This is a genomic window from Streptomyces kanamyceticus (assembly GCF_008704495.1).
In the GTDB taxonomy this organism is placed as follows: domain Bacteria; phylum Actinomycetota; class Actinomycetes; order Streptomycetales; family Streptomycetaceae; genus Streptomyces; species Streptomyces kanamyceticus.
On record NZ_CP023699.1, the window covers coordinates 1,452,821 to 1,478,037 of the forward strand.

General features: G+C 72.2%; 24 protein-coding genes. 10 read left to right on the forward strand and 14 right to left on the reverse strand.

The features are described 5' to 3' along the window. Position 1 precedes the first annotated feature (1 nt). From CP970_RS05420 to fdhD, 3 genes are read left to right on the forward strand one after another with little or no spacing between them, the layout of a single operon-like run. A complete protein-coding gene (locus tag CP970_RS05420) occupies positions 2 to 2,086 on the forward strand; it encodes an NADH-ubiquinone oxidoreductase-F iron-sulfur binding region domain-containing protein (RefSeq protein ID WP_150493009.1) in 2,085 nt (694 codons plus the stop codon). Further along, positions 2,083 to 2,943, forward strand: a complete 861-nt coding sequence (locus CP970_RS05425; RefSeq protein ID WP_055544010.1) for a 2Fe-2S iron-sulfur cluster-binding protein — start codon at positions 2,083 to 2,085, stop codon at positions 2,941 to 2,943. Before CP970_RS05420 ends, CP970_RS05425 begins: the two co-directional genes overlap by 4 nt. Positions 2,944 to 2,950: 7 nt before the next feature. Beyond that, positions 2,951 to 3,799: a formate dehydrogenase accessory sulfurtransferase FdhD gene (gene fdhD / locus CP970_RS05430; protein WP_055544009.1), complete on the forward strand. Its 849-nt coding sequence runs from the start codon at positions 2,951 to 2,953 to the stop codon at positions 3,797 to 3,799. Between the two features lie 75 nt (positions 3,800 to 3,874). Here fdhD and CP970_RS05435 read toward each other — a convergent pair whose 3' ends face one another. Then, positions 3,875 to 4,330 carry a MarR family winged helix-turn-helix transcriptional regulator gene (locus CP970_RS05435; RefSeq protein ID WP_055544008.1) on the reverse strand — a complete coding sequence of 152 codons (456 nt, stop codon included), beginning with the start codon at positions 4,328 to 4,330 and terminating at the stop codon, positions 3,875 to 3,877. Between the two features lie 104 nt (positions 4,331 to 4,434). Here CP970_RS05435 and CP970_RS05440 point away from each other — a divergent pair, with 104 nt between their 5' ends. The 3 genes from CP970_RS05440 (at position 4,435) to CP970_RS05450 (ending at position 8,660) form a co-directional block, all read left to right on the forward strand. After that, positions 4,435 to 5,358 carry a quinone oxidoreductase family protein gene (locus tag CP970_RS05440; RefSeq protein WP_055544013.1) on the forward strand — a complete coding sequence of 308 codons (924 nt, stop codon included), beginning with the start codon at positions 4,435 to 4,437 and terminating at the stop codon, positions 5,356 to 5,358. 157 nt (positions 5,359 to 5,515) lie between these two features. Then, positions 5,516 to 7,396, forward strand: a complete 1,881-nt coding sequence (locus CP970_RS05445; RefSeq protein WP_055544007.1) for a sialidase family protein — start codon at positions 5,516 to 5,518, stop codon at positions 7,394 to 7,396. A 10-nt stretch (positions 7,397 to 7,406) separates the two neighbouring features. Beyond that, the gene (locus tag CP970_RS05450; RefSeq protein ID WP_055544006.1) at positions 7,407 to 8,660 is read left to right on the forward strand and encodes a DUF4185 domain-containing protein; all 1,254 of its coding nucleotides are present in this window, start codon (positions 7,407 to 7,409) and stop codon (positions 8,658 to 8,660) included. Here the strand turns inward: CP970_RS05450 and CP970_RS05455 are convergent. Next, positions 8,596 to 9,666 (reverse strand): bile acid:sodium symporter family protein, encoded by a 1,071-nt coding sequence (locus tag CP970_RS05455; RefSeq protein ID WP_079043155.1) that lies wholly within the window; start codon positions 9,664 to 9,666, stop codon positions 8,596 to 8,598. The two genes, CP970_RS05450 and CP970_RS05455, sit on opposite strands and share 65 nt — an antisense overlap. A 127-nt stretch (positions 9,667 to 9,793) precedes the next feature. Here CP970_RS05455 and CP970_RS05460 point away from each other — a divergent pair, with 127 nt between their 5' ends. Next, positions 9,794 to 10,663 carry a LysR substrate-binding domain-containing protein gene (locus tag CP970_RS05460; RefSeq protein WP_055544005.1) on the forward strand — a complete coding sequence of 290 codons (870 nt, stop codon included), beginning with the start codon at positions 9,794 to 9,796 and terminating at the stop codon, positions 10,661 to 10,663. Positions 10,664 to 10,684: 21 nt separating this feature from the next. Here the strand turns inward: CP970_RS05460 and CP970_RS44015 are convergent, their stop codons facing one another. The 11 genes from CP970_RS44015 to CP970_RS05510 form a co-directional block, all read right to left on the reverse strand. Further along, positions 10,685 to 11,380, reverse strand: coding sequence for a class I SAM-dependent DNA methyltransferase (locus CP970_RS44015; protein ID WP_055544004.1), 696 nt, complete (start codon positions 11,378 to 11,380; stop codon positions 10,685 to 10,687). Next, the gene (locus CP970_RS44020; protein WP_055544003.1) at positions 11,377 to 12,654 is read right to left on the reverse strand and encodes a hypothetical protein; all 1,278 of its coding nucleotides are present in this window, start codon (positions 12,652 to 12,654) and stop codon (positions 11,377 to 11,379) included. Before CP970_RS44020 ends, CP970_RS44015 begins: the two co-directional genes overlap by 4 nt. Before the next feature lie 40 nt (positions 12,655 to 12,694). Continuing rightward, entirely contained in the window at positions 12,695 to 13,213 is a 519-nt protein-coding gene (locus CP970_RS05470) for a hypothetical protein (RefSeq protein WP_055544002.1), read from the reverse strand. Continuing rightward, complete coding sequence (locus CP970_RS05475) at positions 13,210 to 13,827, reverse strand: hypothetical protein (RefSeq protein ID WP_055544001.1); 618 nt, start codon at positions 13,825 to 13,827, stop codon at positions 13,210 to 13,212. Before CP970_RS05475 ends, CP970_RS05470 begins: the two co-directional genes overlap by 4 nt. Before the next feature lie 13 nt (positions 13,828 to 13,840). Next, positions 13,841 to 14,515: a hypothetical protein gene (locus tag CP970_RS05480; protein ID WP_055544000.1), complete on the reverse strand. Its 675-nt coding sequence runs from the start codon at positions 14,513 to 14,515 to the stop codon at positions 13,841 to 13,843. A gap of 13 nt (positions 14,516 to 14,528) precedes the next feature. After that, positions 14,529 to 15,104 (reverse strand): hypothetical protein, encoded by a 576-nt coding sequence (locus CP970_RS05485; protein WP_055543999.1) that lies wholly within the window; start codon positions 15,102 to 15,104, stop codon positions 14,529 to 14,531. An 81-nt stretch (positions 15,105 to 15,185) separates the two neighbouring features. Then, a complete protein-coding gene (locus tag CP970_RS05490; RefSeq protein WP_150493011.1) occupies positions 15,186 to 16,289 on the reverse strand; it encodes a transglutaminase-like domain-containing protein in 1,104 nt (367 codons plus the stop codon). Continuing rightward, a complete protein-coding gene (locus tag CP970_RS05495) occupies positions 16,286 to 16,612 on the reverse strand; it encodes a type 1 periplasmic-binding domain-containing protein (protein WP_055544975.1) in 327 nt (108 codons plus the stop codon). Before CP970_RS05495 ends, CP970_RS05490 begins: the two co-directional genes overlap by 4 nt. A 187-nt stretch (positions 16,613 to 16,799) precedes the next feature. Further along, complete coding sequence (locus tag CP970_RS05500; protein ID WP_055544974.1) at positions 16,800 to 17,426, reverse strand: helix-turn-helix transcriptional regulator; 627 nt, start codon at positions 17,424 to 17,426, stop codon at positions 16,800 to 16,802. A gap of 230 nt (positions 17,427 to 17,656) precedes the next feature. Next, positions 17,657 to 18,247, reverse strand: a complete 591-nt coding sequence (locus CP970_RS05505; RefSeq protein ID WP_055544973.1) for a response regulator transcription factor — start codon at positions 18,245 to 18,247, stop codon at positions 17,657 to 17,659. 110 nt (positions 18,248 to 18,357) lie between these two features. After that, positions 18,358 to 19,344, reverse strand: a complete 987-nt coding sequence (locus CP970_RS05510; RefSeq protein ID WP_055544972.1) for an Lrp/AsnC family transcriptional regulator — start codon at positions 19,342 to 19,344, stop codon at positions 18,358 to 18,360. A gap of 135 nt (positions 19,345 to 19,479) precedes the next feature. On the opposite strand from CP970_RS05510, the gene CP970_RS05515 reads away from it, so the two are divergent. After that, positions 19,480 to 20,991 (forward strand): MFS transporter, encoded by a 1,512-nt coding sequence (locus tag CP970_RS05515; protein WP_079043281.1) that lies wholly within the window; start codon positions 19,480 to 19,482, stop codon positions 20,989 to 20,991. 122 nt (positions 20,992 to 21,113) lie between these two features. Here the strand turns inward: CP970_RS05515 and CP970_RS05520 are convergent, their stop codons facing one another. Further along, positions 21,114 to 21,647 carry a hypothetical protein gene (locus tag CP970_RS05520; RefSeq protein WP_055544979.1) on the reverse strand — a complete coding sequence of 178 codons (534 nt, stop codon included), beginning with the start codon at positions 21,645 to 21,647 and terminating at the stop codon, positions 21,114 to 21,116. 352 nt (positions 21,648 to 21,999) lie between these two features. Between CP970_RS05520 and CP970_RS05525 the strand changes: the two genes are divergently transcribed. Together CP970_RS05525 and CP970_RS05530 are read left to right on the forward strand one after the other, a co-directional pair. Then, complete coding sequence (locus CP970_RS05525; protein WP_079043280.1) at positions 22,000 to 23,799, forward strand: AMP-dependent synthetase/ligase; 1,800 nt, start codon at positions 22,000 to 22,002, stop codon at positions 23,797 to 23,799. A 115-nt stretch (positions 23,800 to 23,914) separates the two neighbouring features. Continuing rightward, positions 23,915 to 25,183 carry an ABC transporter substrate-binding protein gene (locus CP970_RS05530; RefSeq protein ID WP_055544971.1) on the forward strand — a complete coding sequence of 423 codons (1,269 nt, stop codon included), beginning with the start codon at positions 23,915 to 23,917 and terminating at the stop codon, positions 25,181 to 25,183. Positions 25,184 to 25,217 lie beyond the last annotated feature (34 nt).

A 25,217-nucleotide genomic window follows, 5' to 3' on the forward strand; every position in this document is an offset into this window, starting at 1 on the left:
TATGGATCTGCGCTTCGGTGACAGCAAGCCGACGGACGAGGAGCGGGCGGCCGTCGACGCGGTGCTCGGGCCCCCCGAGTCCGCGTGGGAAGGCGCCGACGACCGCAGCGACGCGGATCTGCGGTGGGCGCGGGGTGGCCGGGTGGCGCGGGAGCGGCGGGATCTGCTGTTGCCGGGGCTGCACGCCCTGAACGACCGGGTGGGGTGGATCAGCGAGGGCGGCCTCGACTACTTGTGCAGGCGGCTGACGGTTCCTCCCGCTGAGGGCTATGGGGTGGCCACGTTCTACTCCATGTTCTCGGTGCGGGCGCGTGCGCGCACGGTGGTGCGGGTGTGCACGGACCTTGCTTGTGGGGGCGCTGACCTGTGCGGCGAGGTGGAAGAGCGGCTCGGCTCCGTGCCGAAGGTCACGGTCGAGGCCAGTCCTTGCCTTGGGCTGTGTGAGCGGGCTCCGGCTGCGTTGGTGGTGCGGGCCGGGCCTCCGGCGGTTTCTTTCCCCGATCCCGCCCCTTCCCGAAACCGGGGCTCCGCCCCGGACCCCGGCACGGGGCTTGCCCCATCACCAGCTCCGCCGAGTTCGTCCTCAAACGCCGGACGGGCTGGATATAACGCCGGACCGGCTGGATATTCGGCCCCTGCCGGACCGAATTCAGCCCGTCCGGCGATTGAGGACGAGCGCGGAGCGCGATCAGCCCCTCCGGCGTTTGAGGAGCGGGGTCCGGGGCGGAGCCCCAGGGACAGCGACCCCGTGGCGGCTCAAGCGGTCGTCGCCCCCGCCACCCCCGACACCCTCACCCGAGCCGCCCTCACCCCCGACACCGCCCCCACCGAACCCCCCGCCTCCCTCGCCGTCCCCCAGGCGGGCCAGGACGGCCTGATCCTGCTCAAGCGCATCGGGACCGTGGACCCGGAGTCCCTGGACGACTACCGCTCCCACGGCGGCTACACCGCGCTGCGCCGTGCCTTCGCCATCGGGCCCGCCGAGGTCATCAGGGAGGTCACGGAGTCCGGACTCGTCGGGCGGGGCGGTGCCGCCTTCCCCACGGGCCGGAAGTGGGGGGCCACCGCCGCGCAGCCCGATCACCCGCACTACCTCGTCTGCAACGCCGACGAGTCCGAGCCCGGCACCTTCAAGGACCGGGTGATCATGGAGGGCGATCCGTACGCGCTGATCGAGGCGATGACCGTCGCGGGGTACGCGGTCGGCGCCCACCTCGGCTACCTCTACCTGCGCGGCGAGTACCCGCTCGCCCTGCGCCGCCTGGAGCACGCCATCGCACAGGCACGCGCGCGTGGACTGCTCGGCGACGACGTCCTGGGCCAGGGGTACGCCTTCGACATCGAGATCAGGCGGGGCGCCGGTGCCTACATCTGCGGCGAGGAGACCGCGCTGTTCAACTCCATCGAGGGGTACCGGGGAGAGCCGCGCGCCAAGCCGCCCTTCCCCGTGGAGAAGGGTCTCTTCGGCAAGCCCACCGCCGAGAACAACGTGGAGACCCTCGTCAACGTCCTGCCGATCCTCACGATGGGAGCCGGGGCGTACGCCGCGATCGGCACGGAGAAGTCCACCGGGCCCAAGCTCTTCTGCGTATCGGGGAGCGTCGAGCGGCCCGGCGTCTACGAACTGCCCTTCGGCGCCACTCTCGGCGAGCTGCTCGCCCTCGCGGGCATGCCCGGCAACCTCAGGGCGATCCTGCTCGGCGGCGCGGCAGGCGGGTTCGTACGGCCCGACGAGCTGGACATCCCCCTCACCTTCGAGGGGACGAGGGACGCCGGGGCCACGCTCGGCTCCGGCGTCGTGCTCGCCCTCGACGACACCGTGCCGCTCCCCCGCGTCCTGCTGCGCATCGCGGAGTTCTTCCGCGACGAGTCGTGCGGCCAGTGCGTGCCGTGCCGGGTCGGCACCGTCCGCCAGGAGGAGGCCCTGCACCGCATCGCCGGGCGCACCGGCGCGGCCGCCGCCGACGACATCGCGCTGCTCCGCGAGGTGGGGCGGGCCATGCGCGACGCCTCGATCTGCGGTCTCGGCCAGACCGCGTGGAACGCCGTGGAATCCGCCATCGACCGCTTGGGGGCGTACGAATGACCGCGATCCCGCTTCAACCGCCGCGCCGCCTCGTGGAGTTCACCCTGGACGGCCAGGCGGCCAGGGTCCCGGAGGGGGCCACGATCCTCGACGCCTGCCGCGCCGCGGGCAAGGACGTACCGACCCTCTGCGAGGGCGACACCCTCACCCCTAAGAACGCCTGCCGGGTCTGCGTCGTGGAGGTCGAAGGCGCCCGCACCCTCGCCCCGGCCTGTTCCCGCAGGGCGGAGCCCGGCATGAGCGTGCGCACGGACACCGAGCGCACCCGGCACAGCCGCAAGGTCGTCCTCGAACTCCTCGCGTCGTCCGTCGACCTGTCGACGACGCCGAAGGTCGCGGGCTGGCTCAAGGAGTATGCGGCGAAGCCCGAGCGGTTCGGCGCCGACGCGGCCCGGCTGAACGAGGAGCCCAAGGTCGACAACGACCTCTACGTACGGGACTACGACAAGTGCATCCTCTGCTACAAGTGCGTCGACGCCTGCGGTGAGCAGTGGCAGAACACCTTCGCGATCGCGGTGGCGGGCCGCGGCTTCGACGCCCGGATCGCCGTCGAGCACGACGCGCCGCTGACCGACTCGGCGTGCGTGTACTGCGGCAACTGCATCGAGGTCTGCCCCACGGGCGCCCTCAGCTTCAAGTCGGAGTTCGACATGCGGGCCGCGGGCACCTGGGACGAGTCCGCGCAGACCGAGACGACCACGGTCTGCGCCTACTGCGGAGTCGGCTGCAACCTGACGCTGCACGTGCAGGACAATGACATCGTGAAGGTCACCTCGCCGCACGACAATCCGGTGACCCACGGCAACCTCTGCATCAAGGGCCGCTTCGGCTACCAGCACGTACAGAACCGGGACTGATCAAGACATGGGACGAGTCACGGCGCGACGCAAGGTGATCCGGATCCGGGACGGGCACGTCTCTGAGCGCCCCGACACCCTGGTCGCCGAGGAACCCCTGGAGATCCGGCTGAACGGCAAGCCGCTCGCCATCACCATGCGCACCCCGGGTGACGACTTCGCGCTCGCGGCGGGCTTCCTGGTCAGCGAGGGCGTGCTGGGGGCCGCGGACGAGCTGCAGTCCATCGTGTACTGCGCGGGGGCGACCGAGGACGGCTCGAACACCTACAACGTGGTGGACGTGCGGACGGCACCCGGTGTCGTCCTCCCCGACATCACCCTCGAACGCAACGTGTACACCACCTCGTCCTGCGGCCTGTGCGGCAAGGCGAGCCTGGACGCGGTGCGCACCACGGCGCGCTTCCCGATCTCCGACGCTCCCCCGGTCCGGCTCGACGTCGAGCTGCTCGCGAGCCTCCCCGACCGGCTGCGCGCGTCCCAGCGCGTCTTCGACAGGACCGGGGGTCTGCACGCCGCGGCGCTCTTCTCCGAAGAGGGCGAGCTGCTCGACATACGGGAGGACGTGGGGCGGCACAACGCCGTCGACAAGCTGGTCGGCCGCGCGCTGCGGGAGGGGCGGCTCCCGCTGTCCCGGGCGGTCCTGCTGGTCTCCGGGCGCGCCTCCTTCGAGCTCGCGCAGAAGGCGGTGATGGCGGGCATCCCGGTGCTCGCCGCGGTCTCCGCGCCGTCCTCGCTCGCCGTCGACCTGGCCGCCGAGACCGGTCTCACGCTGGTCGGCTTCCTGCGCGGCTCCTCCATGAACGTGTACGCGGGCGAGCACCGCGTCGCCCTGCGGGCCGCGGCCGCCCAGGGCTGACCCGGGCTCCCCGCCGCGCGGCGGCGGGGTCCCGGCCGGCGGGGAGCGCCCCCTGCGCCGGTCGGGCCCACTGCCCTAAGCCTCTTGACCGTCCTCGACTCCCGAGATCCTGGTCAGCATCTCCAGGAACCGCGCGCGCTCGGCCGCCGAGAGCGGTGCGAGGAGTGCGTCGTTGGCGTCGGCGGCCACCTGCGCGCAGCGCGTCACGAGCCGCTTGCCCTTGTCCGTGATCGTGATCGCGTTCTTGCGGCGGTCCGTGGGATCGGGGGCGCGGTCGACGAGCCCTTGGGCCTGGAGGTCGTTGATGACGCCGACCATGTCCTTGGGGTCGAGCGAGACGCTGCGGCCCAGCTCGGCCTGGGCGACGGGGCCCAGGTCCGCGACGGCACTGAGCACCACGTGGTGCCACATCTTGAGCCCTTCACGGGCGAGCGCCTCGGCGACCAGGCCGCGGCCGCGGGCCGCCGCGCGGCCGAGCAGCCAACTGGGCAGGGTGCGGATGGTGCTGGGCGCGGGCGGTGTCGTGGGCATGGGGAAAGCCTAGCGAAGAATCATTGGACATCCCAACGACAGGTGCCTTATGGTCATGCATCGTTGGAGCTCCCAACGATCCCTGCCCTATGGAGGTGGTGCCGATGCGTCGCGTCCGGTACGAGCACAGCGGCGGTCCCGAGGTCCTGTTCACGGAAGAGGCCCCCGTCCCCGAACCAGGTCCCGGCGAGCTCCTCGTGCGCGTCGAGGCGGTCGGCGTGACCCTGCCCGTCGTACGCAAGGTCCGCGAGCCCCGCGATCCGATCGCGCTCGGCGGGGAGGTCGCCGGTGCGGTGGTCGCGCTCGGCGAAGGCGTCACCGGGTACGCGCCGGGCGACCGCGTCACGGGCCTCGTCTTCGGGCACGGGTACGCCGATTTCGCCCTGCTGCACACCGCGATGGCCTCCCCCGTCCCCGCGGGCGCGAGCGCCGTCGACGCGGTCGCCCTGGTCCGGTCGGGCCTCGTCGCGTACGGGGCGCTCGAAGCGGCCCGCCCCGGGCCCGGCGAGTCCGCGCTCGTCACGGCGGCCGCGAGCGGAGTCGGCCACCTCGCCGTGCAGCTGGCCAAGTTGAGGGGCGCCTCGCGCGTCGTGGCCGCCGTGTCGGGCCCCGGCAAGGCGGACTTCGTGCGCGGGCTCGGCGCCGACGAGGTCGTCACGTACCGGGAAGAGGCGTGGGGCGAGCCCGTCGACTACGTCCTGGACGCGGCCGGCGGCGACCTGCTCGCACCCGCCGTCAGGTCCCTCGCCCCGCACGGCCGCCTCGTCGCCTACAGCTCGGGCGGCGGCACCGTGGCGGCGTACGACCTGCTCGTCGGCGCCAAGTCGGTCATCGGCTTCCAGATGGCGCTCATCGCGCGCGGGAAGCCCCAGCTGTACGAGAGGTGGCGCCGCGAACTGTGGCGGCTGTTCGAGACCGGCGAGCTGCGGCCCGCCGTACACGCGGAGTTCGCCCTGGCGGACGCGGCGCGGGCGCACGAGGTCATCGAGGCGCGGAGCAATCGGGGCAAGGTCGTACTGATCCCCTGACGCACGCTTCTTGTGGGGTGCCGAAGCCCCCAAGTAGCGTCTGTGGCACGCACGTTGGACGTGGGATGTCAGGATGTCAGGTCACCCGCCGTCCGGCGCCACCGTCATGAGTTGACACCGTCATGAGTCGACATCGCCACGAAGGGCGGGCCGCACCATGCCATCGAGTCTCCGTGTACGCCTCAGATCGCTCCGTACCGCCGTCGCTGCCGTGACCGCGGTGGCCGTCGGCGCCCTGCTGCCCGCGCCCTCGGCGCAGGCCGCGCAGACGCCGCCGTTCGAGCAGCAGGTGCTTTTCAAGGCCTCCCAGGATCCCGGGTACGCCTGCTTCCGCATCCCCGCCGTGGTGAAGACGACCAAGGGCACGCTCCTGGCCTTCGCCGAAGGGCGGGTCAACGACTGCAGCGACGCGGGCGACATAGACCTCGTGCTCAAGCGGTCCTACGACGGCGGCAGGACCTGGGGCCCGCTCCAGGTGATCAACGAGGGCGCGGGCGACACGCACGGCAATCCGGCGCCTGTCGTGGACCGCGAGACCGGCCGCGTACTGCTCGCCGAGACGTACAACACCGGTCGCACGGACGGCAAGAACTGTGATGTGCCGTGCGACCGCACACCCCACCTCCAGTACAGCGACGACGACGGGCGCAGCTGGTCCGCGCCGCGCGACCTGAGCGACGAGATCCTGCCCGACGACTGGAACTCCTGGTACGCGACCGGGCCCGTGCACGGCGTCCAGCTGACCCGCGGCAAGCACGCGGGGCGGCTCGCCTTCGCCGTCAACGCCGAGACGTGGAACGGCAGTCGGGTCACCGCCAACCACGCCGCGCTGATCATCAGCGACGACGGCGGGGACCACTGGCGGATCGGCGCGAAGGACTCGTACCCGATCGCCGACGACGGCACGTTCCGCCAGAAGCCGTCCGAGATGACCCTCACCGAGCGGCCCGACGGCGCGGTCTACGTCAGCGGCCGCGAGCAGGACGGCACGGATCTCGGCCACCGCACGCACGCGATCAGCTACGACGGCGGCACCTCGTTCGCCGCACCCTTCCGGGCCCTCCCCGACCTCTACACGCCCCAAGTGCAGGGCTCCACACTGTGGTTCGGCGGGCGCATGCTGCTGGCCTGCCCCGGCGACCCGGACCGGCGCCGCACCATGCAGATCCGTTCCTCGTACGACGGCGGGCGCACCTGGGACAGCGTGGACCGGGGCACGACGGTGACCACGGACTGGTCCGGCTACTCGGACCTGGTGCGGGCCGACGACGCGCACGTGGGCCTGCTGTACGAGGGCGGCGCGGTCGACGCGCGCGACGAGATCCGCTTCGCGCGGTTCACCGAGGACTGGCTGACGCCGCGCAGGGGTCCGGATCCGACGACCCGCGACCTCGCCCGGGGAGCACGCCCCGCCGCGGTGCTCGGCGGAGCGGCCGAGACCGAGGGCCGGTTCGGCGGTGCGCTCTCCTTCGACGGCAAGGACGACGCCGTACGCCTCCCCTTCCGGCACCAACTCCCGCTGGGCACGAAGGACTTCACCGCCTCCCTGTGGTTCCGCTACTCCGCGACCGGCGGCGAACAGCCGCTGCTGTGGATGGGCGGCATAGGAACCAACCAGCCGCAGGTGTGGCTGCGCGGCGAGCCCGCGAGCAACCGCGTCACCGGCCTGATCACCACCCGGGACGGCGCCGCGCCCCCGAAGTCCGCGTCCGTGCGCACCACCGGCGCGTACAACGACGGCCAGTGGCACCACATCGCGCTGCGCAGGGGCGCCGGACAGCTGACGCTCTTCCTGGACGGCACGGCGATCAGCACCGCCGACGTGCCGGGCTCGGTCAGCCGCAACTCGCCCTTCGGCGTGCACGTCGGACAACGCATGGACAGCCGCGCCCACTTCACCGGCGCGATCGACGACGTTCGCGTCTACGACCGGGCGTTGAGCGATGGCGAGGTGGACACTCTGCGCACCACTGATGCTCCTGTGACACGGGACACCGTGATCCGACTCCCCATGGACCGCGTGCGCGACAGCAACTAACGTCCCGGGCGTGTCCGCCCGAGAACGCACCGCCGCGGGGCCTCGCAGGATCTGGCTGGTCCTGCCGCTCGCCCTGGCCTGCGCGGCCGTACTGCTCATCGCCCTCCCGGACGAGGACCGGGAGGGCGGTGCGGCCTGCCGTCCGCGCACCGTGGCGTCCTGGTCGGCCGACGAGAAGGTCACCGGGGAGTTCGCGCGCTACGGTGACGACACGACGCGCACCGACGACTGGACCGGCGGCGACGGCACCCACTCGGTGCGCCTGCCCGACGGCCGGGTCCTGTGGCTGTTCTCCGACACCTTCCTCGGGCAGGTGCACGCGCCGCCCAACCCGGCGGGCCAGCCGCACACCTGGCGCGACACGAACACCCCGATGGTCCGCAACTCGGCGGTCCTGATGTCCCGTTCGGGCACCCTGGAGGGCACCCTCGCCTCGCCCCTGTTCCCCGACCCGGCGCCCCAGCAGTGGCGCTGGCCGGTGGCGGCACGGGTGGAGCCGCGCTCCCCCGGCTCGGCCGAACAGGTCGTCCGCGTCCTGCTGTGGACCCGGATGGCGAGCCAGGGCCCCTGGATCTACGGCGTGCCCCTCGCCACGGAGGTCGCCACGCTCTCGCTGCCCGACCTGCGCGTCGAGAACATCGTGAAGGTCTCCGACCAGCAGTCGGTGGCCGATCCGGCGAAGCGGGTCCTGTACGGCACGACGACGGTCGACGACGACGGCTGGACGTACGTGTTCGGCGGCACCGACGCCCAGGCCACCGCGCGCCCCACCTCGCACGCCTATCTGGCGCGCGTGCCGCACGGCAGGCTCGCCGACGCCGGGGCGTGGGAGTACTGGGACGGGGACGGCTGGGGCGGGCAGGACAAGCACAGGCCGGTGCTCGGGGACGGCAAGCGCAAGGGTGTGGGCAGCGCGTTCACGGTGGTGCGCGACGACGGGACGTACGTCCTGTTCACGATGGCCGCGGGCACCGAGGGCCTGACCGGCGTCGCGACGTACTGGGCCTGCTCCCCCACCGGGCCCTGGCACGGTCCCGCCAAGGGCTTCCAGGCGCCGCTGCCGCAGGACGGCGCGGCACGCCAGGACTCGGCCGCCTACAACCCGCAGGCCCACGCGGCGCTCGGCGGGGACGGCCGCGTCACGCTCAGCTACGACGTCAACTGGCTGGACCCGACGCCCGCGAGCGCGCAGGCGAACATCAGCCGGAACGTGTCCCTGTACCGGCCGCGGTTCGTGACGCTGCGGCTGGCGGCGGCCCGCTGACGGACCCCTCCGGGTCGCGCTCCTCCGGGTCGCGCTCCTCCACGTCCCGCGAGCGGCGCTTGGCGATCACCGCGCAGACCATCAGCTGCATCTGGTGGAAGAGCATCAGCGGCAGGACGGCGAGCGAGGCCTCCGCCCCGAACAGGACGCTCGCCATGGGCAGTCCCGCGGAGAGCGACTTCTTCGACCCGGCGAACTGGATCGCGATGCGGTCGCCCCGGGGGAAGCCGAGCCGCTTCGCCCCGTACCAGCTCAGCGCCAGCATCGCGGCGAGCAGCACCGACTCGACGCCGAGCAGCGCGAGCAGCCGCAGCGGGGTCACCTGGTGCCAGACGCCCTCCACCATGCCCTGGCTGAACGCGGTGTAGACGACGAGCAGGATCGAGCCCCGGTCGACGTAGCCGAGGAGCTTCTTGTGCCGGGTCAGGAAGCCGCCGACCCAGCGGCGCAGCACCTGCCCCGCGACGAACGGCACCAGGAGCTGCAGCACGATCTTGCCGAGCGAGTCCGCCGAGAAGCCGCCGCCGCTGTTGCCGAGCAGCGCCGCGGCGAGCAGCGGGGTCAGCAGGATGCCCGCGAGCGAGGAGAAGGAGCCCGCGCAGATCGCGGCGGGCACGTTGCCGCGCGCGATGGAGGTGAAAGCGATGGACGACTGGATCGTCGAGGGCACCAGGGTGAGGAAGAGGAAGCCGCTGTAGAGCGCGGGCGTCAGGACGTAGGGGACGAGCCCCTTCGCCGCGAGCCCGAGCAGCGGGAAGGCGACGAACGTACAGACGAGGACCGTGACGTGCAGCCGCCAGTGCTTGAGGCCGTCCATCGCCTCACGGGTGGACAGGCGCGCGCCGTAGAGGAAGAAGAGCAGCGCGACGGCGCCGGTCGACGCGCCGGACGCGACGTCGGCGGCGCCACCGCGGGCCGGGAGCAGTGCCGCGAGCCCCACGGTGCCGAGCAACGCCACGATGTACGGGTCGACCGGCATCCACGACGGCCACTTCAGGCGTTTCACGGTGCTCCATGCTTTCGGTACGGGGAGGTGCCCTCCTCATGATCCTCTCGATCGGCATGATCGGGAATCCCGTATACCGCTCTGACTGTCATCACGGATAGCGATAGCCACCGCTAGGCTGTTCCCCGTGTACGACCCTTCGCAGCTCCGGACGTTCCTCGCGGTCGCCCAGACGCTCAGCTTCACCCAGGCCGCCCGCCGCCTCGGCCTGCGCCAGTCCACGGTGAGCCAGCACGTGCGCCGCCTGGAGGACGCCACGGGGCGCCAGCTCTTCACCCGCGACACCCACGCCGTGGAGCTCACCGAGGACGGCGAGGCGATGCTCGGCTTCGCCCGCCGCATCCTCGCCGCGCACGAGCAGGCGGCGGCGTTCTTCACCGGGACGCGGCTCGGCGGACGGCTCCGTTTCGGGGCGTCGGAGGACTTCGTCCTCACCCACCTCACCGACATCCTGGAGTCCTTCCGGCATGACCACCCCGAAGTCGACCTGGAACTGACCGTCGAACTCTCCGGCACGCTGCACGAGCACCTCGACGCGGGCAGGCTCGACCTGGTGCTCGCCAAGCGACGCCCCGAGGACCCGCGCGGCGAACTGGTCTGGCAGGACGACCTCGTCTGGATCGGCGGCGAGCGGCTGCGCCTCGACCCCGAGCGTCCGGTCCCGCTGATCGTCTACCCGCCCCCCGGCATCACCCGCGCCCTCGCCTTCGAGGCGCTGGAACGCAGCGGCCGCTCCTGGCGCGTGGCCTGCACCAGCGGCAGCCTCAACGGCCTGGTGGCGGCGGCGCGCGCGGGCCTCGGCGTGATGGCGCACTCGCGCGGCCTGATCCCGCCGAGCCTGGTCCGCGTCCCTGACCGGGCGGGCCTGCCCGAACTCGGCCGCGTCGACTTCGTGCTCCTGCACGGCGAGCGGCGCGCTTCGGCGCAGGGGGCGGCCGACGCGCTGGCGGCGGCGATCCTCGCAGGCGGCGATCGCCTGCACCGGGGCAGCCGCTGACGGGGCCGGGCCCCACAGAGGTCAGGGCCGCCGCGCCAGGAAGATCACGCGTGCGGTCCCGGCCTCGGGGCGTGCCTCGCCCACCCGGTGCGCGCCCCGCAGCCGCAACCCGCTCCCGGCGACGGCCGCCCCGATCTCGGCCGGCGTGTAGGCGCGCTGCACATGGGTCTCGTACGAGGTCCCCGGCGGCCCGCGCCGCAGGACGCGCACCCGCCGCACGCACTCCCTGTCCGCCCGCCGCCCGCCGCCCTCCCCGGTCCGGGTGACCATGTCGAAGACCACATGACCGCCCGGCTCGACGGCGCGCGCGAACGCGGCGAGGGCGGTGCGCAGCTCGGACGGCGCGAGCAGGTAGTTCAGGGTGTCGAACTGGCAGGTGAGCAGGGCGACTTGGTGCGGCAGGCGCAGCTCTCGCAGGTCCTGGAGGAGGAAGCGGGCGCCGTTGCCGCGGTTCTTGGCGAGCGCCTCGGCCAGCATGTGCGGCGAGCGGTCCACGCCCCACACGGGGTGGGCGCCGCGGGCCCGCAGATAGGCGACGAAGGTGCCGGTGCCGCAGCCCACGTCGGCGACGGAGCGGAGCACGAGGCCGTAGCGGCACTCGATCCGCTCGAAGGCCCGCCGCAGCCGGGCGAAGGCGCGGTCGCCGAGGAGGGCGTCGTAGACGGGGGCGAGGGTCTCGTACGGGGCGGCGGGGCCCGCGGCACTCGTGTCCGTCACGGCAGCGGCAGGACGAAGTCGATGTTGGCCGGGGTCACGAGCGTGACCGCGGTGCCGATGGGGAGCTCCTGGCCCGCGCGGTACGGACCCCGGTCGCTGACGATCACACCGCCGTTCCGTGCGAGGCGCGGGTACTCGAAGGGCTGGTTCCTGCGGAGTCCGCCGCCCGACTTGGCCTCGAAGAGCCGCAGCCCACGGTCGGCCAGGAAGGAACCGACGCAGTCGATGATGACCCGGTTCCCCATGCTGCGGCGGGGCCCCGGCTGCGAGGGGAACAGATAGGGGCGCACATGGACCTCGCGGGCCGAGAACGGGAAGTTCCGCCGGACGCGGTCGCACACCGAGTCCGCGAACGGCGCGCCGGGCGGACTGTCGCCGGGCTGACGCTTCTGCCAGCGCCCCTGGGGGTCGCGGGCCTGTTCGCGTACGACGTCCGCAAGGCGGGCCAACTCCCGCAGCCGCTCCTCCAGTTGACCCCACTCCGGGCGCGCGAGGGCCGCCGCCCGCGCCCGGAGCACCAGATAGTGGGGGTCCGTGCCCGGCGGGAACGGCGCCAGGGACAGCTTGCCCTTCAACGCGTCGAAGAGCAGGGCGGTGCCGACCCCGGACCCGCCGATCAGCCCCGCGAGCTTGCCCGCCTCGGCGAGCGCCGTCCCGAGTGCGACGACCGCCGCGCCGGTCACGCCCGCGGCGACGGCGAGATCAAGGACCTGGCGCGCACGGTGGAGCAGGTCCTTCACCGAGATTCCGGGGCCCGTGTCGCGCGGGAATTCGAAGATCTCCCGGGGCGGCGGCACACGCTGCCCCGGCGGGAACGGGGGCGGGACCGGCGGCCGGAAGGGCCAGACCGGCGGGACCGGCGCGGGCACCCCCGGTATCCAGGGCTCCGGCCCCGGCTGCATCGGGACGGGCGGCGGCACGGCGGCGGGCGCCGGAGGCCGGACGAGACGGGACCGCAGCTCCGACCGCAGGGGCGTCGACAGTTCGCAGTCGAAGAACTGCCCCAGGGGGTCGGCCCGGTCGTTGAGCCGCCCGGCCAGGCGCCGGGCCGTCGGACCGTCAAGTCCGCCGAAAAGGCGGCGCAGTTCGTCGGCCCGTCGCGCCTGCTGGGCGGTCTGCTCGGCGGTGATCGGCAGCCGCAGCTGCCGGAGCAGCTCCGCCGACGCGGTGTCGTGCGCGGCACTGGCCCGGTCGGCCGCCGCGCAGACGCGGGAGCGCCCGGCCGGTGGCTGCCCGAGTGCGCTGTACGGCGCGGGAGTTCGTACGTACACCATGGCGTCCTGCTCCCCTCGTATGCGTCATGAGCCGCACGGCTCACAGCAGGCCCGGAGCGCCCCCGAACCGGGTGTCATACCAGTGCCGCCCGAGGATCCGGCCGCCCACCTCGGTCAGCGTGTCCGCGCGCGACGCCCCCGTGTTGCGGACGGTGAACTCCAGGGCGGCGCCCTCGGAGATGCGGATGTCGACCGGAAACCCGGACAGGCCCCAGGGGTTGATGATGTGACCGAAGCTCAGGTACGGGTCGAGCGGCTGCACGTCGCTGCGGATCTGCCACTGGTAGCCGGGCGTCGCCACCCGCCCCGGGTCACGCGCGAAGAGGTCGGTGAACTGCGCGAAGTACTGCAGGAGTCCACAGTGCGTCGACGGCAGTTCGAACCGCGCGAGTACGACCTCCTCCCCAGGGCCCGGGGCGGCCACGACGTTCGAGCTGTCGAAGACCCGCGCGTCCAGCGGACTTCCGCAGACATGGCACTGCCCCGCTCCGGGGCAGCCGCAGACCGTGCAGGCCGCCTGGTCGTAGCGGCCCGCCGGGGCGGCATACTGGCTGGTCATGGCAGATAGCCGAGCATCTTGTAGCCGTGCAGCACGAAGAACAGCTGCGCGTCCTGGAAGAGGGGACCCTCCGACACCTCGTCGACGACGATGCGGATGGTGGACCGGGGCAGGAACAGCATCGGCTTGGCCATGGGCCTGAACGGCCGCACCCCGTCGGCGCTGCCGAGCCCCGCGATGTTGTGGATCGCCCGGTTCTGCAGCTCACGTCCGCTGCCGCTGTCGACGATGCTGTACGTGAAGTCGATGCCGCAGAAGTGCGCGAACAGACAACGGGCCGCATCTGCCGGGTCGTTGAACACGGCGCCCACCAACGCGTCCCACGGCGGCGGCAGTTGGACCGCCTGGCCGTTGATGACGCCGCCCGTGGGCCGCGCGGGGATGAAGCTGTAGCCGATCGAGGTGGCGACGAACGCGCCGTCGACACTGATGTTGATGGTCTCCTCGACCCGGTTGCCCGTCCGGCCGCGCAGCCTGAGGACCGCCACGTGGTCGAAGGGGATCTCCTTCGTGGAAGGCTGCGCCCACGGCCCCCGCCCGTTGCCCGGGTCGGGATAGTTGCCCCGGTCGGGGTAGCGGGCCGGAACCTGCCCGTACTGCTGGTCGTCCTGCATCGTGACCTCCAGGTCACCAGAGCGGCCGCCAGAGTTCCGGCGCCTGCGTGGGGCGGCGGAACGCCCTCGTCCTGGCCCGCCGTTCGCGGACGTAGCCCTCGATGCCACCGTCGATGTCACCGGGGCCGTCCAGATCCTCGTCGGCGGCGAGCGACAGGTCCTCCTCGTCGGCTCCGTAGGCGCTCAGTTCATCGCCTTCGTCGGCCGAGGCCTGAGGTGCGGGCGGCATGGGCATCACCTGCGGCGCCGCCGGGCGCGGCCTGCCCTGGAACGCCCGCACCACCTGCGGCAGATACTTGGCGGCCAGCGGGAGCACCGCACTGGCGATGGCGGGCAGCAGCGACCAGAAGCCCACGGGGGAACCGAGTCCGTCGTGCCCCTCCACCCACGCGTAGAGCTGGCCGTCGCGGCCCCGGCGCACCTCGCCCGGCACGCATGTCGCGGTGCGGGGAGCGTTCGGCAGGAAGACGTGGCCGAGGTCCTCGTACTGGCCCATGTCCTCGTACTGGCCCAGCTCGTCGCCCTGGCCTCGGTTCCCGTCGCCGTATCCGCACATCGGGCAGCCGTACCCGGCGTATGCGCCGTACCCCTCGTACCCTCCGTATCCGTCGTGCCCGTCGAGGCCCTGCACGGTCATCAACTCCTCATCGCCGAGGCCGTATTCGTCGCCGGATCCGTCATGGAACATGCGCTGTGCCTCCCTACTGGACGTCGCGCTCCAGGTAGCCGTCGAGGACCACCCAGATGGTCCGGGGGCCCGTCTCGTCCGCGACGGCGGTGGGCAGCCCGCGCGGGAAGAGCATTTCGACACGGAAGTTCTGCTGCGGCTCGATGAACACCGGCTCCGCGAAGCGGAAGGTGGCCATCGGGTCGGGCACCCCGTGGTTGAGCGGTGACGAGCCGCAGCCCGAGGTCACACCGGCGCCGGAGGGGAACATGTAGGTCGGCGCGGTGATCGCCTCCTTCTCACCGACGAGCAGCGTCACCACGGAGCTGTAGATCAGGTCCGCGATGAAGGGGCTCGGATGGTCGGGCATCGGCGTCGTGTCGCTGATCACCACGCGCATCGCCCGCGCCTCGAAGGTGTTCAGGCTGGGCAGCACACCGGCCGCCTGCATGTTCGTCTCCAGGCGGGTCTTTTCCTGTACGTCGACGAAGAACCGGATGACGCGGGGGTCGGTCATCCTGTCCTCGAAGCGGTCGTGGTCGTCGCGGAGGAAGAAGGCGTCGTAAAGAGGACTGTGCAACTTCTCCTTGACGCCGGTCACCCGTGCCATCGCCTCGTTCTCCTTTCACGGGTATCGCGGGTATCGCAGGGATCGTGGGGTCGCGCCGCGGAACGCGCCGGTCCGTGACGTTCAGCGCATACGTGGCGCGCTGTAGCGCGGGTACGGGCGGTACGGGGCCGGGGCCGGGGCCGGGCGGTACGGGGCCGAGGCCGGGGCCGGGCGGTACGGGGCCGAGGCCGGGGCCGGCGACCGATAGGGAGTGGGCGACCAATAGGGCGTGGGCGACCGGTACCCGTACGGGGGTCGGTACCCGTACCCGGGCCAGTAGCGGCGCCGACGGACCGGCGTGGCGTAGAAGGGGGCCGCCGGGTAGTACCCGGGCACCACGGAGGTGCCCCAGGGGCCGGGGTAGCCCGGTGCGGAGCCCGCGGAAAGACCCAGGCTCTGGAGCGCGGCCTCCAGGCGGGCCGCCGTGCGCGGCCGCGGCCGCGGCGGGAGGCCGGACTGCCACACCCTGCGCAGCACTTGACGCACCCACGGGTCACTGCCGAGCAGGCCCTGGGCGCGCAACTGGTCCCAGACGGCCCGCACCCGCTGATCGCGTGCGGGCAGTCCCGATTGGCGCACGGCCTCGACCAGGTCCGCGGCCGGTCCCGTCGGCAGCTGGCCGAGGGGCTCCTCCATCTCCGCTGCGTTCATGGCATTTCCCCTTCGTGTCGAGATGCGCGTCCGGAGCGGAACGACCTTCTTCACCGGGCTGTCGGGCGCCCAGCCCATGGGATGCGGCATCGTGGCGTCCAGGGCGATCCAGCGGCCCCGGTACTCGGCCTCGGGATACACGTGGGTGAACAGGCCGGGGCGGCCCGCGTCGGGTCCCGCGAGGACGATGCGGACCTGATGCCCGACGGACTGGAGCAACGCGCCGAGCAGGATCGTCATGTCGTCGCAGTCACCCGCGCGCAGCTGGATCATCCGCCGCGCGGAGTGCAGCAGTTCCACCCGGTACGGGTCGCGGGTGTAGCGGACGGACCGCCGCACCCACTCGAACAGGGCCCTGATCTCCCCGAGGTAGTCCTTGGGGCGCACTCCTCGTGCCTTGAGGAGGCGCACCGCCCGGCGGCGTACGTACATGTCCTTGCCGCCCTGGAGGATCAGCGACCTCATGTGCCACGCGGTCCGCGCGGTTCCCGCGGGGCCCGACGGCACTCGGTACGTGGTGATCCGCATGCTCATCCCCGCACACTGTCGATGAGGGCCCGTGCGCTCAGCGGCCGCGTGAAGCAGCCGCCCGACGCCGGGTAGACCCGCATGTCGGTACGGTGCGCGGAGCAGATCACCACGGTGGTGCCCGGGGCGCCGACCGCCATCGGTGTCGCGAGGGCGCTGCCGCCCTCCGGTCCTGCCTCCAGGACCAGCACGTCGGGGCGGGTCTCGGCCACCACCGCGGTCACGGTGTCCGTCCCGCACTCCTCGACCAGGATTCCCGGGTGCCGCAGGATGGCTCTGATCCCACGCCCCGCGATGTCGCCGAAGCCGACCACCAGTACGCGCAGCACATGTCGCCTCCCCGAGGAGCGCCGTTCACCGCTCTGATGGCCTTCGACGCTAGGCCGACGGCGGGTCGACGACGAGAGCCCCGCGGGCAGCCCAAGAGGCAGGCGGAGGGGCAGGCGGTCGGGCAGACGGAAGGCCAGGCGGAGGGGCAGCCGATCGGGCAGACGCGCTCTCTCGCCAGCGGCCTCCCTACAAGGCGCCCTGCCGCACCACGATCGCCACCGCGTGGGCCCGCGTGCGGCAGTTCAGCTTGGCCAGGGTGTCGTGCACGATGTTCTTCACGGTCCGCTCCGAATAGCACAGCGTGCCCGCGATCTCCCGGGTGCTGCTGCCCTCCGCGAGCAGCCGCAGGACATCGAGCTCTCGGCGGGCGAGGAGCTCCGCTGCGGCGCGCAGCCTCAGGGCGTCACCGCCGACGCCGGAGAGCAGTCCCGCGAGGGCGGCGGGCGGCAGCGAGCCGCTGCCCGCCGCGACGGCGTCGACGGCGGCGACCAGGGAGTCGGGGGTCGTCTCGGCCCGCACGAGCAGCCCGGCGAAGCCGTGTTCCAGTGCGGACCGCACGAGTTCGGGGCGGGGCGCGTCGAGCACGCCGAGCAGCGGAACCGGCCGCTCGGCGACGAGGCGGGCGACCGCGTCGAGCCCCGCCCCGTCCGCCTCGGCCACCAGGAGTGCGGCCGTGCCGAGGTCGGGCAACGGCCGCAGGCCCGCGCTCTCCCCGACGATCGTGAAGCCCGCCACGGTGAGGCAGTCGGCCAGGCCCCGGCGGAAGATGACGTTGGACTCGTCCAGCCACAGCGGAACTTCTGTGCGCTCCATCCCGCAAGCAGAGCAGTGCGCGGTGCCCGGGAAAAGCGGCTACAAGGGCGGACCTCGGGGTGCTCCTGGGCCGGGCGCTGCCCCAAAGGGCTGCCCGACTTCCCCTGGGGCGGCGGGAGTTCGGGAACCGGGGGAATTCCTGGACATCGGGGGAGGTCCGGGGCGGCGGGAGAGATCCGGGGCACCGAGAGTAGTCCGGGGCAGCGCGGGACTCCCGGGGCACCGGGAGTTCAGATGATTCCGCGCCGTATCCCCTCCGCCACCGCCTGCGCCCGGCTGCGCGCGCCGAGGCGGCGCTGTGCCTGCTGCACCACGCTCTTGACGGTGCGTTCCGAGAATCCGATCCGCTCGGCGACCTCCCGCGTCCCGTAGCCGTCGGCGAGGAGGCGGAGCACGTCCTTCATGCGTTCCGGCAGGACGCCGTCGCGCCCCGCGTCCGCGTCCTGTGCCGTCCCCTGCCGTGTCGGACCCGGCCCCACGAAGAGGCCGCACGCGGTGGCACGGACGGCGGCGAGCACTTGTTCCTCGGTGAGGCCGGTGCGGGAGAGCACCGTGTCGGCCGGGCCGTCCGGCAGTCGCCCGTCGGTACGGCCGGGCTCGCCGCAGATCAGCTTGGGCGGCCCGGGGCCCGCGAGGCCCGTGGCGGCGAGGGCCGATGCGAGCACGACATCGACCGGTTCCGGTACGGGTCCGGCCCGCGCCTCGTGCGCGACGAGGAAGGCCTCGTCGGTCTCCAGACAGGCCACGAGGCCCCGGCGGAAGATGTCGTTCTCGTCCAGGACCGCGACCCGGATCACCTTGCGGTGTCCGCCCGTTGGCACTTGCCCTTCCCCGGCGTCTCCCTGCGTCGCCACCACCCCCCGAGGGCGGCTGAGCCGCCGGCTTCGATTATTCGCGCATCCGCGCGGGCGGCACCAGCCCCGGACAGGCCCTAGCGCAGCGGCCGCGGATAGGTGAGCTGCTTGAAACGCCGCAGGTAGGGCGCCGACTCGACGTGCCGTACCCCCTCCAGCGCCCCTAGTTCCCCGCTCAAATAGGCGTAGAGCTCGGCCGTATCGCGGGTCAGGACACTGGCCATGAGGTTGGAGGGCCCGGTGGTCGCGGAGACGTGCGCGATCTCCGGGTGTCCGGCCATCGCGCGGCCCACCCGGTCGAGCGCGCCGGGATCGACGGTGACCCAGAGCATCGCGGCGGTGCCGAAGCCGAAGCTCTCGGTGTTGTACTCCGTGTCGATGTACACCGCGCCGGTGTCCAGGAGTTGGGTGAGGCGGCGCTTGACGGCGGACTCGGAACGCCCGGTGACCCGCTGGAGTTCGGGGTAGGTGACGCGGCCGTCGGCCTTGAGGGCGGCGACCAGGGGTTCGTCCTCGGGGGCGATGTGGACGGAACCCTGTTGCCCGACTTCCGGGGTGGGGCCGGGGCGGAGTGCGGCCACCTGCTCGGAGGTGAGCATCCCGTGCTTGCCGATCCAGCCGGTCCTGCCGCCGTAGAAGCGGTGCAACAGCTGGTAGGCGGTGATCTCGATGACCTGCCGGGTGCGCAGGAGCTTGCCGAACAGCAGGTCTTCGTACTCGCCCGAGGTGCGGGGCAGCGTCATGCAGACCACTTCGGTGCCCGCGGACGTGAGGTGGATCCAGCGGGTGTCGGGGCGGCGGGCCAGGGCCGCCGCGATGGCCTCGGCGCCGTCCGGCGCGCAGCGCAGCCGCAGCATCCACTGGTCCCTGCCGAGCCGGTGGGTGTCCCGGACGCCGACGATGCGCAGACCGGCCCCGGCGCACATGCGGCGGAAGCGGCGGGCGACGGTCTGGTCGGAGACGCCGAGGACCGCGGCGACCCGGCTGAAGGGGGCCCGGCCATCGACCTCGAACGCGTGCAGCAGCTGGAGATCGAGCTCGTCGAACGCCTCGGATTCCGTCACTGAACCATGCCCCCATGTCGAATTACGGCGCCTGGGCACCTGGCAGCACCGGGATCGTCCGCCACGACCCCATCGTACGAGAGCACGGAGATCCACCGGGATCCATCCGGCGACACGGGGAAGAGGAGAAGGACGATGCGTACATGGGGGCCGCTGACCGCGGTGTCTCTGGGGACGTTCATGCTGCTGCTGGACGTGACGATCGTGGTCGTGGCGCTGCCCGACATGGCACGGGCGCTCGGCGCCTCGCTCGGCGATCTGCAGTGGGTCATCGACGGGTACGCGCTCGCGCTCGCCGCGCTGCTCCTGGGCGTCGGCGCGGCGGCCGACGTGCTCGGCAGACGGCGGCTCAACATCATCGGCACCGGCATCTTCGCCCTCGCCTCGCTCGGCTGCGGACTCGCGTCCGACGCCGGTCTGCTGGTGGCGGCGCGCGCCGCGCAGGGGCTCGGGGCCGCCGCGATGTTCGCGACGACGCTGCCGCTGCTCGGCGCCGCCTACCAGGGCCGCGACCGCTCGGTCGCGCTCGGCGTGTGGGGCGCGGTGAGCGGAGCCGCGGCGGCGCTCGGCCCGATCGTGGGCGGGCTGCTCACCGAGGGACCCGGCTGGCGCTGGATCTTCTTCGTGAACCTGCCGGTGAGCGTGGCGTCGATCTGGCTGACGCTGCGCCTGGTGCCCGAGTCGAAGGGGCCCGCGGGGCGCCGGATCGACTGGGCGGGCACGGCGTCGTTCGCGGTCTTCGCGGGGGCGGGGACGTACGGCGTGCTGCGCGGCGGCACGCACGGCTGGACGTCGACGGCGACCGTCGCGGCCTTCGCGGCATCGGTGCTCGCACTGCTCTGCTTCGTCCTGGTCGAACGGCGCGCGGCCCAGCCGCTGCTCGATCTGCGGCTGCTGCGCAAGCCCGCCTTCACCGGGGTGCTCGTCGGCGCGATCGGCTACAACGCGGCGGCGTACGGCGTGATCCCCTACCTGTCCATCTGGCTGCAGACCGTGCTCGGCATGAGCCCGGTGCGCGGCAGTCTGGTGCTGCTTCCGCTCGCCGGGATGTCGTTCCTGGTGGCCGCGGTCGGCGGGCGGCTGCTGCACGGGGTCGCGCCGCGCCTGGTCATCGGCGTCGGGCTGCTCCTGATCGGTACGGGCGCGCTCTGCATGGCCGTGCTCGACGCCGAATCGTCCTGGACGTCACTGGTGGCGGGCCTCACCGTGACGGGCGTGGGCGCGGGCCTGGTCGCACCGGCACTCGCCGGGGCCGCCCTCGCCTCGGTGCCGCCCGCGAACGCCGGGATGGCGGGCGGCGCGGTCAACACCTTCCGCCAGCTCGGCTACGCGGTCGGGGTCGCCCTCTTCGGCACGGTCCTCACCTCCCGGATGCAGGACTCGCTCGGCCGCGAAGCGGCCCACACGGCGGCGGGCGGCGGCGCGTCGGCGCTGCACGGCACGGTCTCCTCGGACGCGGTCCGCTCGGCGTTCGCCACGGGTCTGAACGGTGCGTCGCTGGCGGCGGGCGTGGCGGGTCTGGTCGCCGGTGTCCTGGTGCTCGTGCTGGTGCGCACGCCGAAGGGGGAGCCTGGTCCGGTTCCGGTTCCGGTCGCCGCGGCGGGAACTCCGAAGCGGGCGCCGCGCGTTGAGGAACACGTGCGGTGATCCCGGGCGGTCGGCTCCGGAGGGCGGCACCGGGGCCGATCGCGTACCGCGGCCACTCGCTTGCCGGGCTGTGACCGCCGGGCTCGGCGTGGTGCGGATCACCGGGCTCTGCGTGGTGCGGATCAGGTGACGACCTGGTCCCCGTCGGGCACGTCCTCGACCGAGACGAGACCGGGTGACGTCCCGAGCCCTTCCGACACCGCACGGGCGATCCCGTCCGGGTCCTGGCCGGTCGGGACCGGAACCTGCTCCCCCTCGCCGTAACTCTCGATCGCCTTCACGAAGTAGCTCGGATGCCAGGCACCGACGGCTCCTCTGACCTCGATCGCGGCCACGGGGCGCTTGCCGACGACCTCCTTGAGCGCGGCCAGGATCCGATCGGATCGCAGCTCACCCGGCACCTGGAACAGGCTGGCGTGCGCACCGACGAGACCGCCGTCCCGCAGCCGCACGCTCACCGTGAGGCAACTCGTGACGCTCGGATAGGTGATCACACCCCCGGGCGCGACCTCCTTGACCTGCCCTTCCGAGATCGTCGCCTTGTCGGGTGCTATCGCACCGCTCCCCGCACGCGGTCCCGCGCCGACGGCCTCGTGGGCCTGGACCGCGGGGCCGAGGCCGAGTTGCAGAGCCAGCAGCGCCGCCGGCAAGGCCACGGCGCACACGCCGGTGACCCTCCGTCCTCTCGTCGCGGCGGCTCGACGGGCAGGGCGGAGCGGGTGGTGCGCTGGCATGTGTTCTCCTGAACAAGCAACTGGGTCGAGAGGGGCGCGCGCGTCTGCACGCTGCGTACAGATTCGGTGGAGATTACGGAACCGAAACTTACTCCAGGGTAAGCATTCTGTCCGACCCTTCCCCTTGTGGCCGTATTTCACCGGCTGACCAGTGCTGATGGTCCGTACCGACGCCGTTTCGACCCTCTCCCGAAGGCCGTCGGGGTGGGGTACCGTCACGGCGCTGTGCGGAGCGCCACAAGGAGCATCATTGCGCGAGTTCACGAATCCTCCGATGGCGTCGGCGCCGCTGGTGGGCGGCCTTGCCGACGCCGTGTTCGACCATGCCTCCGAGGACCCGACGCGCATCGCCCTCGGCCGCAAGACGGACGGGCGATGGCGCGATGTCACCTCGGGCGAGTTCCGCGACGAGGTGCTGGCCCTGGCCAAGGGACTCATCGCGCAGGGCGTCCGGTTCGGGGACCGCGTCGCGATCATGTCCCGCACCCGCTACGAGTGGACGCTGTTCGACTTCGCCCTGTGGGCCATCGGCGCCCAGGTCGTGCCGGTCTATCCGACGTCGTCGGCCGAGCAGGTCTTCTGGATGCTGCACGACGCGCAGGTGTCCGCCGCGATGGTCGAGCACGAGGACCACGCGATGACGATCGGCTCGGTCATCGACCGGCTTCCGCAACTGCGCAGGCTCTGGCAGCTGGACGCGGACGCCGTCGGTGAACTGAACGGCGCGGGCCGGGACATCGACGACGACGTGGTGCACCGCCACCGGCGCGCGATCACGCCCGACTCGATCGCGACGATCATCTACACCTCGGGCACCACGGGCCGCCCCAAGGGCTGTCTGATCTCCCACGCGAACTTCATGTTCGAGGCCGATGTGATGGTCGCGCGCTGGGAGCCGGTCTTCCACTCCAAGCGCGGCGACGAGGCCACGACGCTGCTCTTCCTGCCGCTCGCGCACGTCTTCGGGCGCATGGTGCAGGTCGCGGCGGTGCGCGGCCGGGTCAAGATGGGGCACCAGCCGAACCTCAACGCGGCGGCGCTGCTGCCCGATCTGGCCGCGTTCCGGCCCTCGTTCATCCTGGCCGTGCCGTACATCTTCGAGAAGGTGTTCAACGCGGCGCGGCGCAAGGCGGAGGCGGCGGGCAAGGCGGGCGCGTTCGACAAGGCCGTGGAGTGCGCGGTGCGCTACGCGGAGGCCATGGAGGCCAAGGCGTTCGGCACGGGCGCCGGTCCTTCGGCGTCCCTGCGCATGCAGCACCAGCTCTTCGACAAGCTCGTCTACTCCAAGGTGCGCGAGGCGATGGGCGGCCGGGTGCGGCACGCGATGTCGGGCGGCTCCGGCATGGACCGCAGGCTCGGCCTGTTCTTCGCGGGCGCGGGCGTGACGATCTACGAGGGGTACGGCCTGACCGAGTCGACGGCCGCCGCGACCGCCAACCCGCCCGAGCGCACCCGCTACGGCACGGTCGGCCTCGCCATCCCCGGCACCACGGTGCACATCGCCGACGACGGCGAGGTCTGGCTGCACGGCGGCAACGTCTTCCAGGGCTACCTGGGCGACCGCAAGGCCACCGCGGCGACCCTGCACGACGGCTGGCTCGCCACCGGTGACCTCGGCTCCCTCGACGAGGACGGCTATCTGACGATCACCGGACGCAAGAAGGAGATCCTGGTGACCTCCGGCGGCAAGAGCGTGTCGCCCGCCCAGCTGGAGGAGCGGGTGCGCGATCACCCGCTGGTCGCGCAGTGCATCGTCGTCGGCAACGACCGCCCCTACATCGCGGCGCTCGTCACGCTGGACGCGGAGGCCGTCGAGCACTGGCTCACCATGCGCCGCAAGCCGCTGCTCTCCCCCGGCGAGCTGGTGCGCGACCCGGATCTGGAGACCGAGGTGCGGCGGGCCGTGGTCGCCGCCAACACCCTGGTCTCGCAGGCCGAGTCGATCCGTACGTTCCGGATACTGGCGCACCAGTTCTCCGAGGAGCACGGACTCCTCACCCCGTCCCTGAAGCTGAAGCGGAAGGCGATCGAGCAGGCGTATCTGACGGAGGTCGAGGCGCTGTACAAGAGCTAGGCGCCGCACGGGCCCGGTTTCTGACGGTTCATCAATTACCGACGCGCCAGTTATTGACGGTTCATCAGGTCGCACACAGAATCACCCTCACTTCGACGACGGAGGGGGCTCGACCGTGTCGCGATCGATCCGCACCATCACCGCCACCGTGGCGGCCCTGCTGCTCGCCACCGCCTGCAACTCCGCCTCCAACAGCGGCGGTTCCGACAGCGCGGGCGGCGGCAAGGACGGTGGCTCCGTACGCGGGGTGACCGACGACTCCATCAAGGTCGGCGGCATCGTCTCCATGACGACCGCCAGCGGCTACAGCAAGAAGGACACCGACCTCGGCGCGAAGGCCCGCTTCGACCGCGCCAACGCGGCGGGCGGCGTACACGGGCGGAAGATCGACTACCTGGGCGCGGAGGACGACGGCCAGGACCCCGGGAAGAACCTCGCCGCGGCCCGCAAACTCGTCCAGCGCGACAAGGTGTTCGCGATCTCCCCGATGAGCTCGGTGACCTTCTCCGGCGCGGACTTCCTGCAGAAGCAGCGGGTGCCCACCTTCGGCTGGGGCACCATCCCGCCGTTCTGCGGGCCCAGTTACCTGTACGGCTTCGGCGGCTGCATGGTCCCGATGCCCGGCGGCACGATCACCCAGAGCTGGCCCGAGGGCCTGAAGAAGGTCATGGGCGGCGCCAAGGGCAAGAGCGTCGCGATCCTCGCCAACGACAACGACGCGGGCACGTTCGCCATCCGCACCTACAAGCAGAGCTTCGCCGCGGCCGGGTACGAGGTGACGTACGCCAAGTCGACGGTGCCCGCCACCTCGGTGCCCAGCGACTGGTCGGCGTACACCAAGGAGATCCTGCGCTCGGACGGCGGGAAGGCGCCCGACGCGGTCGTCTCGGTCATGCAGACGCCGTACAACATCGGCCTGTTCACCGCCGTCAAGCGCACCGGCTTCAAGGGCGTCCTCACCGACCCCACCGACTACGACCCCGGTCTGCTCGCCAAGAGCGCGACGAAGAAGGCCCTGGACGGCGTGCACGTGCTCCTCGCCTTCCAGCCCTTCGAACAGAACAGCGCGGCCATGCGGCAGTTCAAGAAGGACATCGCGAAGGCCGCGGGCAAGCAGGTGCCGCTCAACATGCACATGATGACCGGCTACATGTCCGCCGACCTCTTCCTCGCCATCGCCGACAAGGCGGGCAAGGACCTCGACGTGGAGTCCTTCCAGCAGGCGGCCGACGGCTTCTCCGACACCGGCACCATGGTCGGCGACCGCCAACTGCCCAAGGGGCACAAGGAGTCGTTCGGCTGCGGCGCGCTCGTCCAGCTCAAGGGCGGCGCCTACACGGTCTCCTCACCGTTCACGTGCTACGACCCCATCCCCTTCAAGTGAGCGTCCCCGTCCGGCTCCGCACGTCCGGCTCCGC

Coding starts and splice junctions, on each gene's coding strand:
- CP970_RS05420 (WP_150493009.1), top strand. CDS start 2: ATGGATCTGCGCTTCGGTGACAGCAAGCCGACGGACGAGGAGCGGGCG.
- CP970_RS05425 (WP_055544010.1), top strand. CDS start 2,083: ATGACCGCGATCCCGCTTCAACCGCCGCGCCGCCTCGTGGAGTTCACC.
- fdhD (WP_055544009.1), top strand. CDS start 2,951: ATGGGACGAGTCACGGCGCGACGCAAGGTGATCCGGATCCGGGACGGG.
- CP970_RS05435 (WP_055544008.1), bottom strand. CDS start 4,330: ATGCCCACGACACCGCCCGCGCCCAGCACCATCCGCACCCTGCCCAGT.
- CP970_RS05440 (WP_055544013.1), top strand. CDS start 4,435: ATGCGTCGCGTCCGGTACGAGCACAGCGGCGGTCCCGAGGTCCTGTTC.
- CP970_RS05445 (WP_055544007.1), top strand. CDS start 5,516: ATGCCATCGAGTCTCCGTGTACGCCTCAGATCGCTCCGTACCGCCGTC.
- CP970_RS44020 (WP_055544003.1), bottom strand. CDS start 12,654: ATGGTGTACGTACGAACTCCCGCGCCGTACAGCGCACTCGGGCAGCCA.
- CP970_RS05470 (WP_055544002.1), bottom strand. CDS start 13,213: ATGACCAGCCAGTATGCCGCCCCGGCGGGCCGCTACGACCAGGCGGCC.
- CP970_RS05475 (WP_055544001.1), bottom strand. CDS start 13,827: ATGCAGGACGACCAGCAGTACGGGCAGGTTCCGGCCCGCTACCCCGAC.
- CP970_RS05480 (WP_055544000.1), bottom strand. CDS start 14,515: ATGTTCCATGACGGATCCGGCGACGAATACGGCCTCGGCGATGAGGAG.
- CP970_RS05485 (WP_055543999.1), bottom strand. CDS start 15,104: ATGGCACGGGTGACCGGCGTCAAGGAGAAGTTGCACAGTCCTCTTTAC.
- CP970_RS05490 (WP_150493011.1), bottom strand. CDS start 16,289: ATGAGCATGCGGATCACCACGTACCGAGTGCCGTCGGGCCCCGCGGGA.
- CP970_RS05500 (WP_055544974.1), bottom strand. CDS start 17,426: ATGGAGCGCACAGAAGTTCCGCTGTGGCTGGACGAGTCCAACGTCATC.
- CP970_RS05515 (WP_079043281.1), top strand. CDS start 19,480: ATGCGTACATGGGGGCCGCTGACCGCGGTGTCTCTGGGGACGTTCATG.
- CP970_RS05525 (WP_079043280.1), top strand. CDS start 22,000: ATGGCGTCGGCGCCGCTGGTGGGCGGCCTTGCCGACGCCGTGTTCGAC.